This window comes from Cellulosimicrobium sp. XJ-DQ-B-000, assembly GCF_031119065.1.
GTDB lineage: Bacteria > Actinomycetota > Actinomycetes > Actinomycetales > Cellulomonadaceae > Cellulosimicrobium > Cellulosimicrobium funkei.
The window spans coordinates 316632-336968 of sequence record NZ_JAVHYN010000003.1; the positions used below are offsets into that span (position 1 = coordinate 316632).

General features: G+C 73.5%; 17 protein-coding genes. 8 read left to right on the forward strand and 9 right to left on the reverse strand.

Features of this window, described 5'->3' with window-relative positions; translation table 11 throughout:
• The first annotated feature begins 289 nt into the window (after nt 1-289).
• Nucleotides 290-655 (forward strand): STAS domain-containing protein, encoded by a 366-nt coding sequence (locus RDI86_RS07565; RefSeq protein ID WP_021482430.1) that lies wholly within the window; start codon nt 290-292, stop codon nt 653-655.
• Nucleotides 656-708: 53 nt separating this feature from the next.
• Here RDI86_RS07565 and ppgK read toward each other — a convergent pair whose 3' ends face one another.
• A complete protein-coding gene (ppgK, locus tag RDI86_RS07570; protein WP_021482429.1) occupies nt 709-1506 on the reverse strand; it encodes a polyphosphate--glucose phosphotransferase in 798 nt (265 codons plus the stop codon).
• Nucleotides 1503-2408: a type I methionyl aminopeptidase gene (gene map, locus RDI86_RS07575; protein ID WP_081599903.1), complete on the reverse strand. Its 906-nt coding sequence runs from the start codon at nt 2406-2408 to the stop codon at nt 1503-1505. Before map ends, ppgK begins: the two co-directional genes overlap by 4 nt.
• 69 nt (nt 2409-2477) lie before the next feature.
• On the opposite strand from map, the gene RDI86_RS07580 reads away from it, so the two are divergent.
• Both RDI86_RS07580 and RDI86_RS07585 read left to right on the forward strand, forming a co-directional pair.
• Nucleotides 2478-2699 (forward strand): hypothetical protein, encoded by a 222-nt coding sequence (locus RDI86_RS07580; protein ID WP_043653514.1) that lies wholly within the window; start codon nt 2478-2480, stop codon nt 2697-2699.
• Complete coding sequence (locus tag RDI86_RS07585; protein WP_308821068.1) at nt 2696-3613, forward strand: N-acetylmuramoyl-L-alanine amidase; 918 nt, start codon at nt 2696-2698, stop codon at nt 3611-3613. Before RDI86_RS07580 ends, RDI86_RS07585 begins: the two co-directional genes overlap by 4 nt.
• Before the next feature lie 21 nt (nt 3614-3634).
• On the opposite strand, the gene panB is transcribed toward RDI86_RS07585, so the two are convergent.
• Together panB and RDI86_RS07595 are read right to left on the reverse strand one after the other, a co-directional pair.
• The gene (panB, locus tag RDI86_RS07590; protein ID WP_076405463.1) at nt 3635-4483 is read right to left on the reverse strand and encodes a 3-methyl-2-oxobutanoate hydroxymethyltransferase; all 849 of its coding nucleotides are present in this window, start codon (nt 4481-4483) and stop codon (nt 3635-3637) included.
• Nucleotides 4484-4538: 55 nt separating this feature from the next.
• Nucleotides 4539-6242 (reverse strand): NAD+ synthase, encoded by a 1704-nt coding sequence (locus RDI86_RS07595; RefSeq protein ID WP_076405461.1) that lies wholly within the window; start codon nt 6240-6242, stop codon nt 4539-4541.
• A 116-nt stretch (nt 6243-6358) separates the two neighbouring features.
• On the opposite strand from RDI86_RS07595, the gene glnA (RDI86_RS07600) reads away from it, so the two are divergent.
• Together glnA (RDI86_RS07600) and RDI86_RS07605 are read left to right on the forward strand one after the other, a co-directional pair.
• On the forward strand, nt 6359-7696 hold the full coding sequence (gene glnA, locus RDI86_RS07600; protein WP_021483141.1) for a type I glutamate--ammonia ligase: 1338 nt from the start codon (nt 6359-6361) through the stop codon (nt 7694-7696).
• Nucleotides 7693-10848 carry a bifunctional [glutamine synthetase] adenylyltransferase/[glutamine synthetase]-adenylyl-L-tyrosine phosphorylase gene (locus RDI86_RS07605; protein WP_308821069.1) on the forward strand — a complete coding sequence of 1052 codons (3156 nt, stop codon included), beginning with the start codon at nt 7693-7695 and terminating at the stop codon, nt 10846-10848. Before glnA (RDI86_RS07600) ends, RDI86_RS07605 begins: the two co-directional genes overlap by 4 nt.
• Before the next feature lie 20 nt (nt 10849-10868).
• Here the strand turns inward: RDI86_RS07605 and RDI86_RS07610 are convergent, their stop codons facing one another.
• The gene (locus tag RDI86_RS07610) at nt 10869-11576 is read right to left on the reverse strand and encodes an NADPH-dependent F420 reductase (RefSeq protein WP_285845124.1); all 708 of its coding nucleotides are present in this window, start codon (nt 11574-11576) and stop codon (nt 10869-10871) included.
• Between the two features lie 23 nt (nt 11577-11599).
• Here RDI86_RS07610 and RDI86_RS07615 point away from each other — a divergent pair, with 23 nt between their 5' ends.
• Together RDI86_RS07615 and RDI86_RS07620 are read left to right on the forward strand one after the other, a co-directional pair.
• Nucleotides 11600-13195: an SLC13 family permease gene (locus tag RDI86_RS07615; protein ID WP_308821070.1), complete on the forward strand. Its 1596-nt coding sequence runs from the start codon at nt 11600-11602 to the stop codon at nt 13193-13195.
• Between the two features lie 120 nt (nt 13196-13315).
• Nucleotides 13316-15049, forward strand: a complete 1734-nt coding sequence (locus RDI86_RS07620) for an NAD(P)/FAD-dependent oxidoreductase (RefSeq protein WP_251176200.1) — start codon at nt 13316-13318, stop codon at nt 15047-15049.
• Nucleotides 15050-15148: 99 nt separating this feature from the next.
• Here RDI86_RS07620 and RDI86_RS07625 read toward each other — a convergent pair whose 3' ends face one another.
• Nucleotides 15149-16066 carry a glycoside hydrolase family 19 protein gene (locus RDI86_RS07625; RefSeq protein ID WP_308821071.1) on the reverse strand — a complete coding sequence of 306 codons (918 nt, stop codon included), beginning with the start codon at nt 16064-16066 and terminating at the stop codon, nt 15149-15151.
• A gap of 179 nt (nt 16067-16245) precedes the next feature.
• Complete coding sequence (gene glnA, locus RDI86_RS07630) at nt 16246-17670, reverse strand: type I glutamate--ammonia ligase (RefSeq protein WP_076405451.1); 1425 nt, start codon at nt 17668-17670, stop codon at nt 16246-16248.
• A gap of 262 nt (nt 17671-17932) precedes the next feature.
• On the opposite strand from glnA (RDI86_RS07630), the gene RDI86_RS07635 reads away from it, so the two are divergent.
• Nucleotides 17933-18409, forward strand: coding sequence for an RDD family protein (locus tag RDI86_RS07635; RefSeq protein WP_043656555.1), 477 nt, complete (start codon nt 17933-17935; stop codon nt 18407-18409).
• Between the two features lie 107 nt (nt 18410-18516).
• Here the strand turns inward: RDI86_RS07635 and RDI86_RS07640 are convergent, their stop codons facing one another.
• Nucleotides 18517-19260, reverse strand: coding sequence for a DUF4191 domain-containing protein (locus RDI86_RS07640; RefSeq protein ID WP_021480396.1), 744 nt, complete (start codon nt 19258-19260; stop codon nt 18517-18519).
• A gap of 10 nt (nt 19261-19270) precedes the next feature.
• Nucleotides 19271-20281 carry a lipoyl synthase gene (gene lipA, locus RDI86_RS07645; protein ID WP_031315287.1) on the reverse strand — a complete coding sequence of 337 codons (1011 nt, stop codon included), beginning with the start codon at nt 20279-20281 and terminating at the stop codon, nt 19271-19273.
• Nucleotides 20282-20337 lie beyond the last annotated feature (56 nt).

Sequence of the window (20337 nt, forward strand, 5' to 3'; positions counted from 1 at the left end):
CGCGACCGGGTCCGTGGCGGCCGTCGTCGTCTGGACAGCCGTCCAGTTGTTGAATGAATCCTCAACCATCGCCCGGGTGAACGGCCGCTCACGGGGTTCTGGGTAAAGTCTTCGCCAGAGGCCTACCAGCCGCCGCTATCCGTGGGGTACTCTGGCGACGACCGACCACGCCGGAGTCCTGCTGTCGCCCGACGACGTACGAGAGCAGGGGCCGACAGGTCGGGGCGTCGGGCAGGAGGCGCGGCACTCGTCGGGGTGGGCGAGGCAAGGCGGGACGAAGGGCGGGGCAGTGTTGGTACAGGAGCTCGAACGCAGCGACACCGGGGCAGGGACGGGCGGCATCCGGCTGCTCGAAGAACGCGACGCGAGCGTCGTGGACATGTGGGGCGAGATCGACGTCGCCCTGCGCAGCGAGGCGAGCGCCGCGCTCGCCAACGCTCTCGAACGCGACGTACCCGTGGTCATCGACACGTCCAAGGTGACGTTCATGGACTCGACGGGCATCGCGTTCCTCGTGCAGTTCTACACGATCGGCTCCGAGGAGGGGCTGTCCGTGACGCTGCGCAACCCGCCGACGGTCGTCACCGACGTCCTGGAGATGCTCGGCGTCATCGAGATCTTCGGCACCGAGCACCACGAGGTCAGCCCGGCCTGAGGGCCCCGGCGAGCCCGGCCCCTCGGGACCGGGCTCGGACCGTGGCACGATCGTCAGACGGCGTCGGCCGCGAGCGACGCGGCGCCCACGATGCCCGCTGCGTTGCGCAGCTGGGCGGGCACGATCGGCGCCCGCAGGTGCAGCAGCGGCAGGAAGTGCTCGTGCTTCTTGCTCACGCCGCCGCCCACGACGATGAGGTCGGGCGAGAACAGGTCCTCGACGACCCCGAAGTAGCGCTGGAGCCGCTCGGCCCACTGCGCCCAGTCGAGGTCCTCGCGGTCGCGCGCGGCGTCGGAGGCCCGGGTCTCGGCGTCGTACCCGTCGATCTCCAGGTGGCCGAGCTCCGTGTTGGGGAGCAGGTGACCCTCGACGAGGATCGCGCTGCCGATGCCGGTGCCGAGCGTCGCGACGAGCACGACGCCGTCCGCGTCGCGCGCGGCGCCGTAGCGCACCTCGCCCACGCCCGCGGCGTCGGCGTCGTTGACGGCGACGACGTGCCGTCCCGTCTCGCGCGCGACGAGCGCCGGGAGGTCGACGCCCGTCCACGACTTGTCGAGGTTCGCGATGAACCGCACGACGCCGTGCTGGAGCGGGGCGGGGAACGCGACGCCGATCGGCACGTCCTGCGGGAGGTCGTAGGCGCCTACGAGCTCGGCGATGACCTCCGCGACGGCCTGCGGCGTCGACGGCTGGGGGGTGGGGATGCGGTGCCGCTCCTGCGCGAACTCGCCGGTGGCGAGGTCGACCGGGGCGCCCTTGATGCCGCTGCCGCCGACGTCGATGCCGAAGGCGGTGCGGGGGCGCGGGCGGTCCGCGGGGGGTGCGGCGTGCGAGTCCTGGTGGGCGTTCATGGCAGTGTGAGGATCTCCGCTCCGTCGTCGGTCACCAGCAGCGTGTGCTCGAACTGCGCGGTCCGCGAGGCGTCCGCGGTGACTACCGTCCACCCGTCGTCCCACATCCGCCACTCGGACGTGCCGAGCGTGAGCATGGGCTCGATGGTGAAGACCATCCCGGGCTCGATCACGGTCGCGTGGTCGGGCGCCGCGTCGTAGTGCGGCACGACGAGCCCTGAGTGGAACGCACGCCCCACGCCGTGGCCCGTGTACTCGCGCACGACCCCGTACCCGAAGCGGGCGGCGTAGCGCTCGATGACGCGACCGACGACGTTGATCTGGCGGCCGGGCGCGACGGCCTTGATGCCGCGGGCGAGCGCCTCGCGCGTGCGCTCGACCAGCAGCGCCGACTCCGGGTCCACCTCCCCGACGGTGAAGGTGGCGTTCGTGTCGCCGTGCACGCCGCCCACGTAGGCGGTGATGTCGACGTTGACGATGTCGCCCTCGACGAGCTCGGTGGAGTCCGGGATGCCGTGACACACGACCTCGTTGAGCGAGGTGCACAGCGACTTGGGGAACCCGCGGTAGCCGAGCGTCGACGGGTAGGCGCCGTGGTCGAGGAGGAACTCGTGGCCCACGCGGTCGAGCTCGTCCGTCGTGACGCCGGGGGCGACGTGGCGCCCGACCTCGACGAGCGCCTGCGCCGCGACACGCGAGGCCGTCCGGATGCGCTCGACGGTCGCGGGGTCGTTGACCTCGCTCCCCTCGAAGGGCCGCGGTCCCGGCCGGCCCACGTACTCGGGGCGCTCGATCGTCGTCGGGACCTGCCGCTGGGGTCCCACGACACCCGGCGTCAGGGGGCCACGGCGCCCGGGGCGTGGGAGAGCGGCGGCGTCGGGCGGGACGGGGGCGGTGCTCATGGCCGCCAGTCTACGAACGCGCGGGCGCCGTGGGCGGCCGGCCGGGCCGGGATGGGGGAGGATCGAGGCATGAGCACCGGATCACGCTTCAGCGACGACGGCGAGCCCGCGGCCGCGGACGGGTACTACTACGACACGCGCACCGGCGAGGTGCACCGCGGCCCGAGCGCGTCGTGGTCGCACCGCATGGGCCCGTACCCGACGCGCGAGGCCGCCGAGAAGGCCTTGGAGACGGCGCGCGAGCGCACCGACGCCTGGGACGAGGAAGACCGCCGCGAGCGCGAGGAGTGACCCACGCCCCACCGCCCGGCCCGCGCCGGGTGTGGTCGGGCCGTCTCGGCCTGCTCCTCGCCGGGCTGGCGGTGGGCGCGCTGACGTTCCTCGTCGCGCTGCAGGTCCGCGCCGTGTCGGGGGCCGACCCGACGACGGTCACCCCCTCGGGCGGGGCCGTGCCCGCCGCGCCGGAGCCCGCGCCGTCGACGGCGTCGCCCGACCCGACCGCCACGGAGACCGGGCCGGCGCCCCCGCTCGCGGGCGTGACGGTCGCCGTCGACCCGGGGCACAACGGCGGGAACGGGGCGAACCCGCTCGTCGTGAACGCGCCCGTCCCCGATGGCCGTGGCGACACCAAGGCCTGCAACACCGTGGGGACGTCCACGGACTCCGGCTACCCGGAGCACGCGTTCACGTGGGACGTGGCGGGACGGCTCGCGGGACGCCTGACCGAGCTGGGCGCCGTCGTCGTGCTCACGCGCCCCGACGACGCGGGCGTGGGCCCGTGCGTCGACGCGCGCGGCCGGTTCCCGCAGGAGAACGACGCGGACGTGCTCGTCTCGCTCCACGCCAACGGCACGGAGGACCGCCGCGCGCACGGGTTCTTCGCGATCGTGTCCGACCCGCCCGTGGACGAGGCCCAGGGGGAGCCGAGCGTCGCGCTCGCGCACGAGCTCGTGGCCGCGCTGACGGCGGCCGGGTTCGCGCCGTCGTCGGCGGTCGCGGCCGACGACGGTCCCGTCCAGCGGCGCGCCGACCTGGCGACGCTCAACCACGCCGAGCGGCCGGCCGTGATGCTCGAGCTGGGGGAGATGCGCAACCCCGACGAGGCCGCGGTCATGGAGTCGGAGGAGGGGCGCCAGCGCTACGCGGACGCCGTCGCGAGCGGCGTCGCCGCGTGGGTGACCGACGGCGGTGCGGGCGCGGGGTGACCCGGCGCCCGCACCGGGTGCTCAGCGGGCAAAGCTGTGCGCGTCGTCGGGGAAGGTCCCGCCGCGCACGTCGGCGGCGTAGTCGGCCGCCGCCTGACCGAGCGCGGCGCCGATCTCGGCGTAGCGCTTGGCGAACCGGGGCGACCAGTCCGTCATCCCGGCCATGTCGGTCCAGACGAGCACCTGGCCGTCGCACGCGGCGCCCGCGCCGATGCCGATGGTGGGGATGCGCAGGATCTCGGTGACGCGCGCGGCCACCTCGACCGGCACCATCTCGAGCACGACCGCGACGGCGCCCGCCTCGGCCACGGCGAGCGCGTCCTCGCTGAGGCGCTCCGCGGCGTCGTCGCCCCGCCCCTGGACGCGCGGGCCGCCGAGCAGGTTCTCGGACTGCGGCGTGAAGCCGAGGTGCCCGACGACGGGGATGCCCGCGTCCGTGAGCGCCTGGATCTGCGCCGCGACGCGGCGGCCGCCCTCGAGCTTGACCGCGCTCACGCCCGTCTCCTTGAGGAACCGGACGCCGGTGGCGAGCGCCTGCTCCGGGCCCGCCTCGTACGAGCCGAACGGCAGGTCCACGACGGTGAACGCGCGGCGCGCGGCGCGCGCGACGGCGCGGGCCGGGGGGATCAGGTCGTCGACCGTGACGGGCAGGGTCGACGCGTGCCCGTGCATCGTGTTGCCGATCGAGTCGCCGACGAGCAGCATGTCGATCCCCGCGTCGTCGAAGATGCGCGCGGTCACCGCGTCGTAGGCGGTGAGCATGGTGATCTTCTCGCCGCGCGCCTTGGCCTCGGCGAGGTGGTGCACGCGGACGCGGCGCGGTCCCGTGCCGCCGGTCGCGGCGGGCTCGGGGGCGGTGTGAGCAGACATGACGGCCTTTCCTGGGTGCGGGAGGGGGCGGACGACGCGCGGGGTGCCGGCGTCGTCAGGCGAGCGGCTCGCGCCAGCGGTTCGTGATCGGCAGACGGCGGTCGCGGCCGAACGCGAGCGCGGTGACCTTGGGGCCCGGCGGGTACTGGCGGCGCTTCCACTCGGCGCGGTCGACGAGCGTCACGACCTTGTCGACGACCTCGGGGTCGAACCCGCGGGCGAGGAGCTCGGCGCGTCCCTCGGCGTGCTCGATGTAGGCGTCGAGGACCTCGTCGAGCAGGTCGTAGGGCGGCAGCGAGTCCTGGTCGGTCTGGCCGGGGCGCAGCTCCGCCGACGGGGGCTTGGTGATCGACGACTCCGGGATGGGCGGGATCTCGCCGCGGTCGAGCGCGGCATTGTTGCGCCAGCGCGCGAGCTGCCACACGCGCGACTTGTCGACGTCCTTGAGCGGCGCGAACCCGCCGATGCTGCCGGCGTCGTAGATCGTGGCGTACCCCGTCGCGAGCTCGGACTTGTTGCCGGGCGCGATGACGAGGTGGCCCTCGCGGTTGGAGATCGCCATGAGGATCACGCCGCGCACGCGCGCCTGGAGGTTCTCCTCCGCGACGCCCTCCAGTGCGAGCTCGCCCTGGAACGCCTCGACCATGGGCGCGATCGGCTGGACGCGGTAGTCCGCGCCGAGCCGCTTCGCCAGGTCGGCCGCGTCGTCCTTGCTGTGGTCCGACGAGTACCGCGACGGCATCGAGACGCCGACGACGTTCTCGCCCCCGATCGCGTCCGCGGCGACGGCGGCGGTGAGCGCCGAGTCGATGCCGCCCGAGACGCCGAGGACGACCGAGCGGAAGCCGTTCTTGCGCACGTAGCCCGCGAGGCCCGTCACGCACGCCCGGTACACCTCCTCGTCCGGGTGCAGCTCGGGGGCGCGCGGCCCGCGCGGGGCGCCGTCGGCGGGGAGCTCCCAGACGAGCAGGTCCTCCACGAACTGCGGCGACGAGGCGACCACCGTGCCCGCGGCGTCGGTGACGAACGAGCCGCCGTCGAACACGAGGTCGTCCTGGCCGCCCACGAGGTTCACGTACGCGACCGGGGCGCTCACCTCGCGCGCGCGGCGCGCGGCGAGGTCGGTGCGAACGTGCCCCTTGCCCTCCTCGTACGGCGACCCGTTGAGCACGAGCAGCAGGTCGAGCCCGTTGCCCGCCTCGTCGAGCGTCGCCATCTCCGCGACGGGGCCGCCGTCCTGCCAGATGTCCTCGCAGATCGCGATGCCGACGCGGCGCCCCTCGACCTCGACGACCGTCGTCGTCTCGCCGGGCGCGAAGATGCGGAACTCGTCGAACACGCCGTAGTTGGGCAGGTGGTGCTTGTCGTACGCGGCCTGCACGGCGCCGTCGCGCAGCACGACCGCGCGGTTGGTCGGCAGGTCGGCGGGGGAGCCTGAGGCCTCGCGCTCCGCGGCGCCCGCACCGCGCGGCGCGCCCGAGGTGCCCACGGTGCCGAGCACGACGGTGACCGCGCCCAGTCCCTCGGCGTCGAGCCGCGCCGCGATGTCCGCGGCGGCGTCCCACGCCGCGCGCCGGAACGACGCCCGCAGCGCGAGGTCCTCGATCGGGTAGCCGGTGAGGGTCATCTCCGGGAAGGCGACGAGCTGCGCGCCCGCGGCCGCGGCCTCCCGGGTGCGCTCGAGGACCAGGGCGGCGTTGCCGTCGAGGTCCCCCACGCACGTGTCGACCTGTGCCAGCGCGACGCGCAGATCAGCCATGCGTCCACCCTAGACGAGCAGGGCGGACGGCTCGTCCGGGGGCCCGCCGCGCGGCACGACGTCCAGGACACGACCGTGTCACCCGTTCGTCACACGGATCAGGCAGGATGTACCGCATGGACAGGCAGCAGGAGTTCGTGCTCCGCACGGTCGAGGAGCGCGACATCCGCTTCATCCGGCTCTGGTTCACCGACGTGCTCGGCATGCTCAAGTCGGTGGCGATCGCGCCGGCGGAGCTCGAGTCGGCGTTCGCCGAGGGGATCGGGTTCGACGGCAGCTCGATCGAGGGCCTCACGCGCGTGTACGAGGCCGACATGATCGCCAAGCCGGACCCGACCACGTTCCAGGTGCTGCCGTGGCGCGGCGAGCGGCACGGCACCGCCCGCATGTTCTGCGACATCCTCACGCCCGACGGCGAGCCGTCCCTCGCGGACAGCCGCAACGTCCTCAAGCGTGCACTCGCCCGGGCGAGCGACAAGGGGTTCACGTTCTACACGCACCCCGAGGTCGAGTTCTACCTCTTCAACCAGCCGGCCGACGCCGGGTCGCCGCTCGTCCCCGTCGACCAGGGCGGGTACTTCGACCACCTCGCGCGCGGGAGCACGCACGACTTCCGGCGCGCCGCGATCACGATGCTCGAGTCCATGGGCATCTCGGTCGAGTTCTCCCACCACGAGGCCGGGCCGGGGCAGAACGAGATCGACCTGCGCTACGCCGACGCGTTGACGACGGCCGACAACCTCATGACGTTCCGCACGGTCGTCAAGGAGGTCGCGCTCGAGCAGGGCGTGTTCGCGTCGTTCATGCCCAAGCCGATGGCCGACCACCCCGGCTCGGGCATGCACACGCACCTGTCGCTCTTCGAGGGCGACCGCAACGCGTTCCACGAGCCCGGCGCCCAGTTCGAGCTGTCCAAGACGGCGCGCCAGTTCATCGCGGGCCTGCTCGTCCACGCGGCGGAGATCACCGCGATCACGAACCAGTACGTGAACTCGTACAAGCGCCTGTGGGGCGGCGCCGAGGCCCCCAGCTACGTGTGCTGGGGCCACAACAACCGCTCCGCGCTCGTGCGCGTGCCCATGTACAAGCCGGGCAAGGGCAACTCGAGCCGCGTGGAGTACCGGGCGCTGGACTCGGCCACCAACCCGTACCTGGCGTTCGCCGTCATGCTGGCCGCCGGGCTCAAGGGCATCGAGGAGGGCTACGAGCTCCCCGAGGAGACCGAGGACGACGTCTGGGAGCTCACCGACGCGGAGCGTCGTGCGCTCGGCATCAAGCCGCTCCCGCAGTCGCTCGACGAGGCGATCCGCATCATGGAGGGCTCCGAGCTCGTCGCCGAGACCCTGGGCGAGCACGTGTTCGACTTCGTGCTGCGCAACAAGCGCCAGGAGTGGGACGCGTACCGCGCGCAGGTCACGCCGTTCGAGCTGAAGCGGTTCCTCCAGGTCCTGTGAGCGGGTCCACGACGACGTCCGGTCGGTCCGGCGGGTCCCGCCGGCCCACGCTCACGGGTCGGCTCGCGCGGTTCGGCTTCGCCGACATCACGCGTTCGGCCGGCCTGCTCGCGGACCCGGACCTGGCGCTGCTGCTCGACCCGGGTGCCCGGTCCGTCGACGGTCCCGAGGCCGGCGCCGCCGACCCGGCGGGCGTCGTCGACGACGAGCTGCTCGCCGCGTTCGGCCAGGCCGCCGACCCGGACCTCGCGCTCCTGCAGGTCGTGCGGCTCGCGGGCGCGCTGCGCCCCGACGTCGAGGCGCGCGGTGCGCTCGCGGACCTCGCGCGCGGCACCCTGCGGCCCGGCCCGGCCCGCGACCGGCTGCTCGCGGTGCTCGGGGCGTCGGTCGCGCTCGGCGACGACGTCGTGCGGCGCCCCGCGCTGCTCGAAGTCGTCGCGGACCCGGCGCCGGGCACCGGGGTGGCCGCGGGCGACGTGCGGGCGGAGCTGCTGCGCGCCGTGGGCGCCGACCCGGACGCCGCCGTCCCGGTCGCGGCCGAGCCGGGGCCCGAGCGGGTCGACGCGCTGCGCCGGGCCTACCGCGAGCGGATCCTGCGCATCGCGGCGACCGACCTCACCGTCACCGACCCCCTGACGCGCATGCCCGCGGTCGGTGCGGCCCTGGCCGACCTCGCCGCCGCCGCGCTCGAGGGTGCGCTCGCCGTCGCGCGCGCGGAGCTCGACGACCACGGTGCGGGGGTGCGACTCGCGGTCATCGGCATGGGCAAGTGCGGGGCGCGCGAGCTCAACTACGTCTCCGACGTCGACGTGATCTACGTCGTCGAGCCCGCCGACGGCTACGACGAGGAGCACGCCACGACCGTGGGGGCGCGCCTCGCGACGAGCCTCGCGCGCGTGTGCTCCGGCACGTCCGGCGAGCCCGCCCTGTGGCAGGTCGACGCCGCGCTGCGCCCCGAGGGCAAGCAGGGGCCGCTCGTGCGCACGCTCGCGAGCCACGTCGCGTACTACGAGCGCTGGGCCAAGACGTGGGAGTTCCAGGCGCTGCTCAAGGCGCGCACCGTCGCGGGCGACCGCGAGCTCGGGCGCGCGTACGAGGAGGCGATCGCCCCGTTCGTGTGGTCGGCCGCGGGTCGCGAGAACTTCGTCGAGGACTCGCAGGCGATGCGCCGCCGCGTCGAGGCGCACGTGCCCGCGGCGGAGGCCGACCGCCAGCTCAAGCTCGGCAAGGGCGGCCTGCGCGACGTCGAGTTCACCGTGCAGCTGCTTCAGCTCGTGCACGGGCGGTCCGACGACTCGATCCGCAGCCGCAGCACCCTCACCGCGCTCGCCGAGCTGGCTGCCGCCGGGTACGTGGGGCGCGAGCACGCGGCGCGGCTCGGCGTCTGCTACCGGTTCCTGCGCTCGCTCGAGCACCGCATCCAGCTCTTCCGGCTCCGGCGCACGCACCTGCTCCCGACGGCCGACGACGAGCTGCGTCGTCTCGCCCGGTCGCTCGGCATGCGGACCGAGGGCGCGGCAGGTCTCACCGAGCGGTGGCGCGCGACACGGCGCGAGGTGCGCGGCCTGCACGAGGAGATCTTCTACCGGCCGCTCCTGCCGGTCGTCGCGCAGCTCTCGCCGGACGAGGTGAGCCTGGCGCCGGAGGCCGCGAAGGCCCGCTTCGCCGCCATCGGCTACCGCGACCCGGCGGGCGCCATGCGGCACGTCACCGCGCTCATCGAGGGCGTGAGCCGTCGCGCCGCCATCCAGCGCCAGCTCCTGCCCGTGATGCTCGGCTGGTTCGCCGAGGGCGCCGACCCGGACGCCGGGCTGCTCGCGTTCCGCACGCTCTCCGAGACGCTCGGCACGACGCACTGGTACCTCCAGCTCCTGCGCGACTCCGGGTCCGCGGCCCAGCGGCTCGCGCACCTCCTGGCGAACTCGCGCTACATGGCCGACGCGCTCGGCCGGTCGCCCGAGTCCGTGCGCTGGCTCGCGGGCGACGCGGACCTCGTCCCGCGCGGCATCGAGCGCCTCGCCGCGGAGACCGACGCGATCCTCACGCGCGCCGACGAGGTCGAGCCGGCCACGGTGAGCCTGCGCGCCGTGCGGCGGCGCGAGCTGGCCCGCACGGGCGCCGCCGAGCTGCTCGGGGTCGTCGACCCGGTCGACGCCGCGCGCAGCATCTCCGACGCGGCGGACGTCGTGCTCGCGGGCGCGCTCCGGGTCGCGGAGTTCGTGGCGCGCGACGAGCTCGGGTACGACGCGCCGGACCCGTCGTCCGCGCCGGCGCGGCTGCTCGTCGTCGCGATGGGGCGCCTGGGCGGCCGCGAGATGGGCTACGGCTCGGACGCCGACGTCATGTTCGTGCACGACCCCGCGCCCGGTGCGGCCGGCGACGCCGCCCAGGCGTACGCGCTCGCCGCGGCGACGCGGCTGCGGCAGCTGCTGTCCGCCGTCGGGCCGGAGCCTGCGCTGCCCGTGGACGCCGACCTGCGGCCCGAGGGGCGCAACGGCCCGCTCGTGCGCTCGCTCGCGTCCTACACCGAGTACTACGAGCGCTGGTCCAGCGTGTGGGAAGCGCAGGCGCTGCTCCGCGCGCGGCCCGTCGCGGGCGACGTCGCCGGGCTCGGCGAGGCGTTCACGCGCGTCGTGGACGCCCGGCGCTACCCGGCCGGAGGTCTCGACCTCGCGCACGTGCGCGAGGTGCGGCGCATCAAGGCCCGGGTCGAGGCGGAGCGGCTCCCGCGCGGGGTCGAGGCGTCGCGGCACCTCAAGCTCGGGCGCGGGGGAGTGTCCGACGTCGAGTGGACCGTCCAGCTCCTGCAGCTCCAGCACGCCCACGAGGTCCCCGCGCTGCGGACCACGTCCACGGTGGACGCCCTCGACGCCGCGGTCGACGTCGGGCTCGTCGACCCCGACGACGCCGCGACCCTCGGCGAGGCGTGGCACCTCGCGTCGCGCCTGCGCAGCGCGCTCGTGCTGTGGTCCGGGCGCACGACCGGCACGACGGTGGACGTGCTGCCGCACGACCGCTTCGCGCTCAACGGCCTCGCGCGAGTGCTCGACCTGCCGGGCGTGGACACGGGCGCCGAGCTGGAGGAGCACTACCTCCGCACGGCCCGCCGGGCCCGCACCGTCATGGAGCGCGTCTTCTACGGCGAGGACTGACCGCGGGCCGCGCGGGGCGGTCAGATCGTGCGCGGGGCGCGTGCGAGGTTGGCCCGCAGCTCGTCGGCGTCCTGGCGCGCGACGTACGCCGGGCGGTCGCGCTCGACGCGCCACGACTCCGCGAGCGGGCTCGTGTCGACGGTGTCGAAGCCGAGCTCGTCGTAGAACCGCTCGACCCACGCGGCGGCCTCGGGGAAGTCGCTCGACGTCGCCAGCGCGCGGCGCCCCGGCGTCCCGGCGGGCGTGCCGTCGGTCGTGATGTGCGCCGACTGGATGTGGTTGAACGCCTTCGCGACCTTGGACGACGGCAGGTGCTCCTGGAGCAGGCCCGACGACGTCGCCTCGCCGCGGTCGAGCGCCTCGACGTGGCCGTCGCGCTCCCAGTAGTAGTTGTTCGTGTCGAGCACGATCTTCCCCGCGAGCGGCTCGACCGGGATCTCGCGGTACGCGTGGAAAGGCACCGCCACGACGGCGACGTCGGCGGCCCGCGCCGCCTCCTCCGCGGTCGCCGCGCGCGCCCGCGGACCGAGCTCGGCGACGAGGTCGTCGAGCGTGCGGGGGTCGCGCGAGTTCGCGATGACCACGTCGTACCCCTGCCCGACGGCGGCCCGCGCCACCTGGGAACCGATGTTGCCTGCGCCGATGATGCCGAGAGTCGTCATGGTCATCGACAACGCACCTGCGGCGTCACTATTCCGCACGGCTCGCCGTCCGGGCCGCTGTGGCATCCTGACGTCCGAGAGGGGGCCCCATGATCGATCCGCTGGTCGCCACGTTCGCGATCCTGGCCCTCGCCGTCGTGGGCTTCATGACGAACCGCCTGCCGCTCGTCGTCGTCGCGCTCTTCGTGCCCGTCGCGCTGTGGGCGACGGGCGTGCTCCCGCTCGACGAGGCGCTGGGAGGCTTCAGCGACCCGATCGTCCTCTTCATCGCGTCGCTCTTCGTGCTCAGCGACGCGCTGGACTCCACCGGCGTCACGGCGTGGATCGGGCAGTGGCTCGAGCGGCGCGCGTCGCTCGGGCGCGCGGGCCTGCTCACGCTCATGGTGGGCGTCGCGGCGCTGCTCGCGGCGGTTATCAGCATCAACGGCGCCGTCGCGGCGCTGCTCCCCGTCGCGGTGGTCGCGGCGGCGCGCGCCGGGATCGTGCCGTCGCGCATGCTCGTCCCGCTCGCGTTCGCCGCCGGCGCGGGGTCGCTGCTCACCCTCACGGGCACGCCCGTGAACATCATCGTCTCCGAGGCGGCGGCCGAGGCCGGCGGCCGCGAGCTCGGCTACTTCGAGTTCGCGCTCGTCGGCGTCCCGCTCGTCCTCGCCACCGCGGTGCTCGTCGTGACCCTCGGCGACCGGCTGCTGCCCGAGCGCGTCCCCGAGCACCTCGCCGACACCGCGACCGACCCGCGCGAGCGCGTGCGCTCGTGGCGCGAGAGCTACACGCCCGACCTCGACACGGGCCGCCTGTTCACCGGCGGCACCGGGGTCGTGGAGGTGGTCATCGCACCCCGATCGACCCTCGTCGGGCGCACCGTCAGCCCGGGCATGACGACGCGCGACGAAGGGCTCGTCGTGGTCGCCCTCCGGCGGGGCGAGGCGCACGCGTCGGCGTCCGACGCCGAGCGGGCCTCCGGGACGCTGACCCTCCAGCCGGGCGACGCCGTGCTCGTGCGCGGGCCGTGGGACGCGCTCCACCGGTACACGCAGTCGCCCGACGTGCTCGCGGTCGACTCGGCGCGCAGCCTGCAGCGTGGCGTCCCGCTGAGCCGCGGCTGGCGCCGCTGCCTCGCCGTGCTCGTCGTGACCGTCGTGCTGCTCGCGACGGGCGTCGTGCCGCCCGTCATCGCCGGCCTGCTCGCCGCGGGTGCCCTGGTGGTCGGCGGGGTGGTCACCGTGCCGCAGGCGTTCCGTGCGATCTCGTGGGACACCGTCGTGCTCATCGCGGCGCTCATCCCGCTGTCCGCGGCGTTCGTCTCGTCCGGGGCGGCGGAGGCGATCGCCGGGCTCGTGCTCCGGCTCACGGGCGACGGGTCGCCGCGCCTCGCGCTGCTCGTGGTGTGCGTGCTCACGCTCGTGCTCGGGCAGTTCATCTCGAACGTCGCGACGGTGCTCGTCATGGCTCCCGTCGCGGTGTCGTTCGCGCAGACGCTCGACGTGAGCGTGCTGCCGTTCATGATGGCGCTCACGGTCGTGGGCGCGGCCGCGTTCCTCACCCCGATCGCCACCCCCGTCAACCTCATGGTCCTGCAGCCCGGCGGGTACCGGTTCGGCGACTACTGGCGCCTCGGCCTGCCGCTCGCCCTCGTCTTCCTCGCGGCAGCGGTCATCTACGTGCCGCTCGTCTGGCCGTTCTGAGCCGCGAGCCCGTGACCGTCCTGCGGTCACCGTGGCACGACGTCGCAGGTCGTGGCACGGTATACCGCGTCGCGCGGGCACCGGGCCCGTGCCGACGTACCTGACACGGGGGAGTCGTCCATGGCGGAGACCACGAACGGCACGTCCTACGACGCGGTCGTCATCGGGGCGGGCTACTCGGGCCTGGCGATGCTGCACCATCTGCGCGAGATCGGTCTGTCCGTGCTCGTCGTCGACGCCGCGGACGGGATCGGCGGCACCTGGTGGGCCAACCGCTACCCGGGCGTGCGGACCGACTCCGAGTACCTCGCGTACGCGTACTCGTTCTCGCGCGAGGTGCGCGACGAGTGGGACTGGTCCGAGCGCTACCCGCGCGGCGAGGAGATCCGCGCCTACCTCGAGTTCGTCGCCGACCGGCTCGACCTGCGCCGGGACATCCGGCTCGGCGTCGCCGTCGAGCGGGCCGAGCACTCCGACGCGACGAACCTCTGGACCCTCACCCTCGCGGACGGCTCCCGGCTGCGTGCGACGTACGTCGTCTCCGCGACCGGCCTGCTCTCCCGGCCCCTGTACCCGGACCTGCCCGGGCTCGACACGTTCGCGGGGCCGGTCCACCACTCGGCCCGCTGGCCGCACGACGGCGTCGACCTGGCGGGCAAGCGCGTGGGCCTGCTCGGGGTCGGTGCCTCGGGGATCCAGATGCTGCCCGAGCTCGCGGCCGTGGCGGAGCACGTCACCGTCTTCCAGCGCACCCCCAACTATGTGCTGGAGACGACGAGCCCCGCCGTGACGGCCGACGAGCTCGCCGCCCTTCGCGCCCGCTACGACGAGGTCTTCGAGCGCGCCGCGCGCCACCCCTTCGGTGTCCCCATGGAGATCCCCACGCGGTCCGCGCTCGAGGTCGACGCCGAGGAGCGCCGCCGCGTCTTCGAGTCCCGCTGGGAGGCGGGCGGCTTCCGGTTCGCCAACGAGTGCTTCACGGACCTCGTGTCCAGCCCCGAGGCGAGCGAGCTCGCGTCCGAGTTCCTGCGCGGCAAGATCCGCGAGGTCGTCGAGGACCCACGGACGGCCCACCTGCTCACCCCGACGACGTACCGCTTCATGGGCAAGCGACCCCCGACGGGCCACGGCTACTACGCGGCGTACAACCGCGAGAACGTCGAGCTCGTCGACGTGCTGAGCACGCCGATCACGCGCGTGACGCCGCGCGGGTTCGTCGTGGGGGAGGTCGAGCACGAGCTCGACGTGCTCGTGCTCGCCACCGGCTTCGACGCCATGACCGGGGCGCTCACGGCGTTCGACGTCGTCGGGCGGGACGGCATCACCCTGCGCGAGCGCTGGGAGCGCGACGGTCTGCGTACCTACCTCGGCATCTCCGTGCACGGCTTCCCGAACTTCTTCATGTCGCTCGGGCCGCAGACGCCGCTGTCCAACCTCACGGTGCCGGTCCAGCGCGGCGCGCAGTGGCTCCAGCGCGCGCTCGCGTACGCGCGCGAGCACGGCATCGACCGGCTCGAGGCCACGCCCGAGGCGGAGGAGTGGTGGCGCGCCGAGACGGAGCGCGCGGCCCGCGCGACCGTCATGTACGAGGAGGGCAAGAAGGCGGGCGCCTGGTTCGTCGGCGGCAACGTGCCGGGCAAGCGCGAGGAGATCGCCGTGTATCTCGGTGGTGGGCACGTCTACCAGGACGAGTGCGCCCGCGCCGCGGCCGAGCACTACGCCGGGTTCCGCCCCGGCACGGGGCTGCCGTCCTCCCACGTCGTGCGGCCTGAGGATGACCCGGAGACTGCGCCCGACGCCGGCTCGGCATCCGGGACCGAGGAGGCGCCGGTGGCCGCCGGGGTCGGCGGCTGACCGGCGGGTGCGGTGCGCCCCCTGCGTGCACCGCACCCGCCGCTCACGCCGCCGGACGTGCTGCGGCCGACCGGCCGCCCACGCCGCGGTCCGGACCGCTCAGCAGGTCAGTCCCGAGCCCGGGGCGACGCCCAGCACCTCGGTGATCCGCACGTAGCGGTCCACGCGGGACTGCACCGACGCCGGGTTGCCACCGCCGCACTCGAGCGCCCCGTTGAGCGAGTTGATCGTCTGGCCGAAGCCCGCGCCCGACACCATCGCCTGGTGCGACGTCATCACGCCGGGCCCGTTCTGGGTGTTCCAGTACCAGAGCGCGGTCTGCCACGCGACGGAGGGATCCTCCTCGACGAGCCACGGGTCGTTGAGGAGGTCGATGCCCAGGGCGTCGCCGGCAGCCTTGTAGTTGAAGTTCCAGCTGAACATGATCGGCCCGCGCCCGTAGTAGGCCGTCTGGCCCGCCGGGCAGCCGAACGGCTGGGAGTAGTCGCACTTGATCCAGTAGTTCGCCTCGTTGATCTCCTTCACGTACCGGAGCCCGACCGACTCGAAGTCCGCGTGCGTGAGGAACGCCGCGGCCTCGCGCGTCCGGGTCTCCGGCGTCCCCGTGCTGGCGAACGCCGGGTACGCACCGAGCGCGTCGACGAACCCGTCGTACGTGTAGAACGGGTGCCGCTTCGGGAAGATCGCGTCGAACTCCGCGCGGCTCACCACGAAGTCGTCCCCGCCGCCCGTGCACCGGCCCGCGTCCACCCAGACGCTCGTCGACCCCGGCGTCTCGCGCTGGGTCCACCACCGCGCCGTCCAGTTCCGCCCGTGGTGCGACGCCGTCTTCCCGCCCGAGTACGAGGTCGTCGGCGACCACGTCGCGGCGCACGCGGCGGCGCTCGCGGGCTGGTCGGCGCTCGCGGGGGAGAGGCCCGTTCCCGCGCCCGCCGGGGCCGTGACGGACACGGCGAGGACCGCCGAGGTTAGGACGGAGACGACGGTGGTGAGGGCGCGCCGGAAGCGAGTGCTCATGAATCCCCCTGCTGTTGCGGGCGGCATCGTTACCGCCGCTCGCAAACCTAGCGCGAGGGGTGCTCCGGCGACAAGGGCATGCTCGTCGCACCACGCGGAACGGCGCCCGGCCTGCACGGGAGAGGTGCAGGACGGACGCCGTTCGCTGTCATCCTGGGCAGGGCCGTGAGGCCCTCCGATCAGATGTCGTAGTAGAGCTCGAACTCGTGCGGGTGCGGGCGCAGGCGGATCGGGTCGATCTCGTGGGTGCGCTTGTAGTCGATCCACGTCTGGATGAGGTCCGGCGTGAACACGTCGCCCTGCGTGAGGAACTCGTGGTCGGCCTCGAGGTTGTCCAGCGCCTCGGCGAGCGAGCCGGGGACCTGCTGGATCTGCGCGTGCTCCTCGGGCGGCAGCTCGTACAGGTCCTTGTCGATCGGCTCCGGCGGCTCGATGCGGTTCTTGATGCCGTCGATGCCGGCGAGGAGCTGCGCGGCGAACGCGAGGTACGGGTTGGCCGACGGGTCCGGCACGCGGAACTCGACGCGCTTCGCGGCGGCGGACGAGCCGGTCACCGGGATGCGGATGCACGCGGAGCGGTTGCGGGCCGAGTAGACCAGGTTGACCGGGGCCTCGTAGCCCGGGACCAGGCGGTGGTAGGAGTTCACCGACGGGTTGGTGAACGCGAGCAGCGACGGCGCGTGCTTGAGCAGGCCGCCGATGTACCAGCGCGCGAGGTCGGAGAGACCGCCGTAGCCCTTCTCGTCGAAGAACAGCGGCTTGCCGTCCTTCCACAGGGACTGGTGGGAGTGCATGCCCGAGCCGTTGTCGCCGAAGATCGGCTTCGGCATGAACGTGACCGACTTGCCGGCCTCGAACGCCTCGTTGCGGATGACGTACTTGAACTTCATCAGGTCGTCGGCCGCGTGCAGCAACGTGTTGAAGCGGTAGTTGATCTCCTGCTGGCCGGCGGTGCCCACCTCGTGGTGCGCGCGCTCGACCTCGAGGCCGACCTTCTCCAGCGTCGCGCACATCTCGTCGCGCAGGTCCGCGAAGCGGTCGGACGGGGAGACGGGGAAGTAGCCGCCCTTGTAGCGCGTCTTGTACGCGAGGTTGCCACCCTCCTCCTCGCGGCCCGTGTTCCACGCCGCCTCGACGGAGTCGAGGTAGTAGAAGCTCGAGTGCTGGTTCGTCGCGAAGCGCGCCTCGTCGAAGAGGTAGAACTCGGCCTCGGGCGCGAAGAACGCCGTGTCGGCGATGCCGGTGGAGCGCAGGTACGCCTCGGCCTTGGCCGCGATGTTGCGGGGGTCGCGCGAGTACGGCTCGCCCGTGAACGGGTCGACGATGGAGAAGTTCACGACGAGCGTCTTGCGCTTGCGGTACGGGTCCACGAACGCGGTCTTGACGTCCGGCACGAGCTTCATGTCCGACTCGTGGATCGCCTGGAAGCCGCGGATCGACGACCCGTCGAACATCAGGCCGTCCTCGAACGCCGACTCGTCGAACTGCGAGACGGGGATGTTGAAGTGCTGCATGATGCCGGGCAGGTCGCAGAACCGGACGTCGACGAACTCGACGCCTTCGTTCCGCGTGAAGGCGATTGCCTCCTCCGCGTTGTTGAACATCCGTTGCTCCTTGATCGGGTGGTGCCGTCGGGCTGCGCGGCGGACGAGCCGCTGACGTGGCGCCCACGAACCTAGGCCGGGGCGGTTTCCCTGCGGTGTACCCCTTGTTTCGGTCGTGTTACGTCCCGCGTCCCCGTGTGACGATCGTGCGACACGAGGGCGCGCGGCAGCCGACGTGGGGTCGGTGTGCCGTTCGGCACGATACCGCCGTCCGGCCGCCGGCGGGCGGTCCCGTCCACCGCGTGGCACGTACGCTGGTCCCGTGGTTTCACGCGAGGACATGGGTTCGTGGCTCGAGGGCGCCCCGGGCGGCCAGAACAGCGGTCGCGGTGCGCGGCTCGGACTCCCGCCGGACGGCCCCGGCTCCCTCGCGACGCTCGGTCGGCGCGTCGTCGCGCTGGTCATCGACTGGGTCCTCGCGACCCTCGTCGCGTTCCTCTTCTTCCGGCCCGCCGCCCCGGGGTTCTTCGAGGGCATCTCGGCGCTGCCGGTCTGGTCGCAGCCGCTGGTCTTCGCGATCGAGAACGTGCTGCTCGTGAGCACGCTCGGGTTCACCGTCGGCCACCGCGTCATGGGGATCCGGGTCCGGCGACTCGCCGAGCCGGCCCGCATGGTGGGTCTCGGTCGCGGCGTGCTGCGCACGGTCCTGCTCTGCCTCGTCATCCCGGCGGTCGTGTGGGACGCCGACGGTCGCGGACTGCACGACCGGGCCGCGGGCACGGTCCTCGTCCGCTCCTGACCCCGGGCGGCCGGGGCGGCCGGATCCCTACCCCACGCACGACGACGCCCGGCCGGCAGAGGGAAGATCCTCGCCGACCGGGCGTCGGTCGTGGTGCAGGGGGTGCGTCAGCGCCCCTTGAGGCCCTTGCGGTCCGGGCGGGCCCGGGTCGGGTCGATCCCCTTGGGGATCGGCAGGCGCGAGACGCCGAGCGCGCGCAGGCGCTTGGAGACCTCCGCCGTCTCGGGCTTCGTGAGGGTCGGCTTGAGCTTCTGGACGGCGCGGGGGAGCTTGGGCAGCGCCACCTGGTCCTCGCCGTCGCCGACCTGGATCGTGGTGACCGGCACGTTCGGCAGCACCCGCGCGACGCGCTTGCGCTCGGCGTCGAGCAGACGCTTGGCGCGGTGCGGCGGGCCCTCGCTCACGAGCACCACACCCGCGCGCCCGACGCCGCGGAACACGAGGTCCTGGGTGCGGGGGTCGATCGCGACGGGCTCCTCGTCGAACGTCCACCCGCGGCGGATCGTGCCGAGCGCGGCGCGCGCGGCGCCGGGCTGACCCTCGATCTGCTGGTAGGCGGCGCGCTCGGCGCGGCGCGTGAGGACGAACATCGCGCCCAGCGCCGCGAACGGGATGCCGACGATGAGCGTGTAGACCCACTGGCCCCACCACAGGCCGATGCCCAGCGCGACGGCGAGGATGCCGACGAACACGCCGAGCATGACCCACGTGACCGCCGGGTCCTGCTTGCGGGTCATCTGGTAGGCGGCCCACACCTGGTGGTACCAGCGCTGCTTCTTGGGCTTCTTCTGCTTCGCGACCTGCTCGCCGGCGGCGGGCGCGCCGGTGCTGTCCGAGTTCTTGCGGGCCATGCCGGTCAGTCTAGTGGGGTGCGCGGGCCAGCAGGCTCGCGGCCTCCTGGCGGGACGTCGTCGGCTCGGCGAGGTGCGCGAGCGCGGCGGGGATCTCCATGCCGCGGCGCGTCATGGCCTGGCCCCAGAGCCGCCCGGCGCGGTACGACGACCGCACGAGCGGGCCGGACATGACGCCGAGGAAGCCGATCTCCTCCGCGGCGTCCGACAGCTCGACGAACTCCTCCGGCTTGACCCAGCGGTCCACGGGGTGGTGCCGCAGCGACGGGCGCAGGTACTGCGTGATCGTCACGAGGTCGCAGCCGGCGTCGTGCAGGTCCTGCAGCGCCTCCTTCGCCTCGTCGATCGTCTCGCCCATGCCGAGGATGATGTTCGACTTGGTGACGAGCCCCGCCTCGCGCGCCCGCGTGAGCACGGAGAGCGAGCGCTCGTACCGGAAGCCGGGACGGATCTGCTTGAAGATGCGCGGGACCGTCTCGAGGTTGTGCGCGAGCACCTCCGGCCGCGAGTCGTTCACCTCGTCGAGCAGCTCGGGGATCGCGTTGAAGTCCGGGATGAGCAGCTCGACGCCGGTGCCGGGGTTGAGCGCGTGGATCTGGCGGACGGTCTCCGCGTAGAGCCAGGCACCGCCGTCGGGCAGGTCGTCGCGCGCGACGCCCGTGATGGTCGAGTAGCGCAGGCCCATCGCCTGGACGGACTCCGCGACGCGGCGCGGCTCGTCCGCGTCGAAGTCGGCCGGCTTGCCCGTGTCGATCTGGCAGAAGTCGCACCGGCGCGTGCACTGGTCACCGCCGATGAGGAAGGTCGCCTCGCGGTCCTCCCAGCACTCGAAGATGTTGGGACAGCCCGCCTCCTCGCAGACCGTGTGCAGACCCTCGCGCTTCACGAGCCCCTTGAGCTCGGAGTACTCCGGGCCCATGGTCGCGCGGGTCTTGATCCACTCGGGCTTCTTCTCGATCGGCGTCGCGGCGTTGCGGGCCTCGACCCGCAGCATGCGCCGTCCTTCAGGTGCGATCGTCACGGGTGTCTCCCGGTCGTCGTGGCGAGTGAGCGCCGACGTCGCGCCGAGCAAACGGG

Excerpts from the sequence above, each read along its gene's own strand:
- RDI86_RS07640 (WP_021480396.1), bottom strand. The coding sequence starts at position 19,260 with ATGGCCCGCAAGAACTCGGACAGCACCGGCGCGCCCGCCGCCGGCGAG.
- ppgK (WP_021482429.1), bottom strand. The coding sequence starts at position 1,506 with ATGAACGCCCACCAGGACTCGCACGCCGCACCCCCCGCGGACCGCCCG.
- RDI86_RS07595 (WP_076405461.1), bottom strand. The coding sequence starts at position 6,242 with ATGGCTGATCTGCGCGTCGCGCTGGCACAGGTCGACACGTGCGTGGGG.
- RDI86_RS07620 (WP_251176200.1), top strand. The coding sequence starts at position 13,316 with ATGGCGGAGACCACGAACGGCACGTCCTACGACGCGGTCGTCATCGGG.
- RDI86_RS07610 (WP_285845124.1), bottom strand. The coding sequence starts at position 11,576 with ATGCCACAGCGGCCCGGACGGCGAGCCGTGCGGAATAGTGACGCCGCA.
- panB (WP_076405463.1), bottom strand. The coding sequence starts at position 4,483 with ATGTCTGCTCACACCGCCCCCGAGCCCGCCGCGACCGGCGGCACGGGA.
- RDI86_RS07625 (WP_308821071.1), bottom strand. The coding sequence starts at position 16,066 with ATGAGCACTCGCTTCCGGCGCGCCCTCACCACCGTCGTCTCCGTCCTA.
- map (WP_081599903.1), bottom strand. The coding sequence starts at position 2,408 with ATGAGCACCGCCCCCGTCCCGCCCGACGCCGCCGCTCTCCCACGCCCC.
- RDI86_RS07615 (WP_308821070.1), top strand. The coding sequence starts at position 11,600 with ATGATCGATCCGCTGGTCGCCACGTTCGCGATCCTGGCCCTCGCCGTC.
- RDI86_RS07580 (WP_043653514.1), top strand. The coding sequence starts at position 2,478 with ATGAGCACCGGATCACGCTTCAGCGACGACGGCGAGCCCGCGGCCGCG.
- glnA (WP_021483141.1), top strand. The coding sequence starts at position 6,359 with ATGGACAGGCAGCAGGAGTTCGTGCTCCGCACGGTCGAGGAGCGCGAC.
- glnA (WP_076405451.1), bottom strand. The coding sequence starts at position 17,670 with ATGTTCAACAACGCGGAGGAGGCAATCGCCTTCACGCGGAACGAAGGC.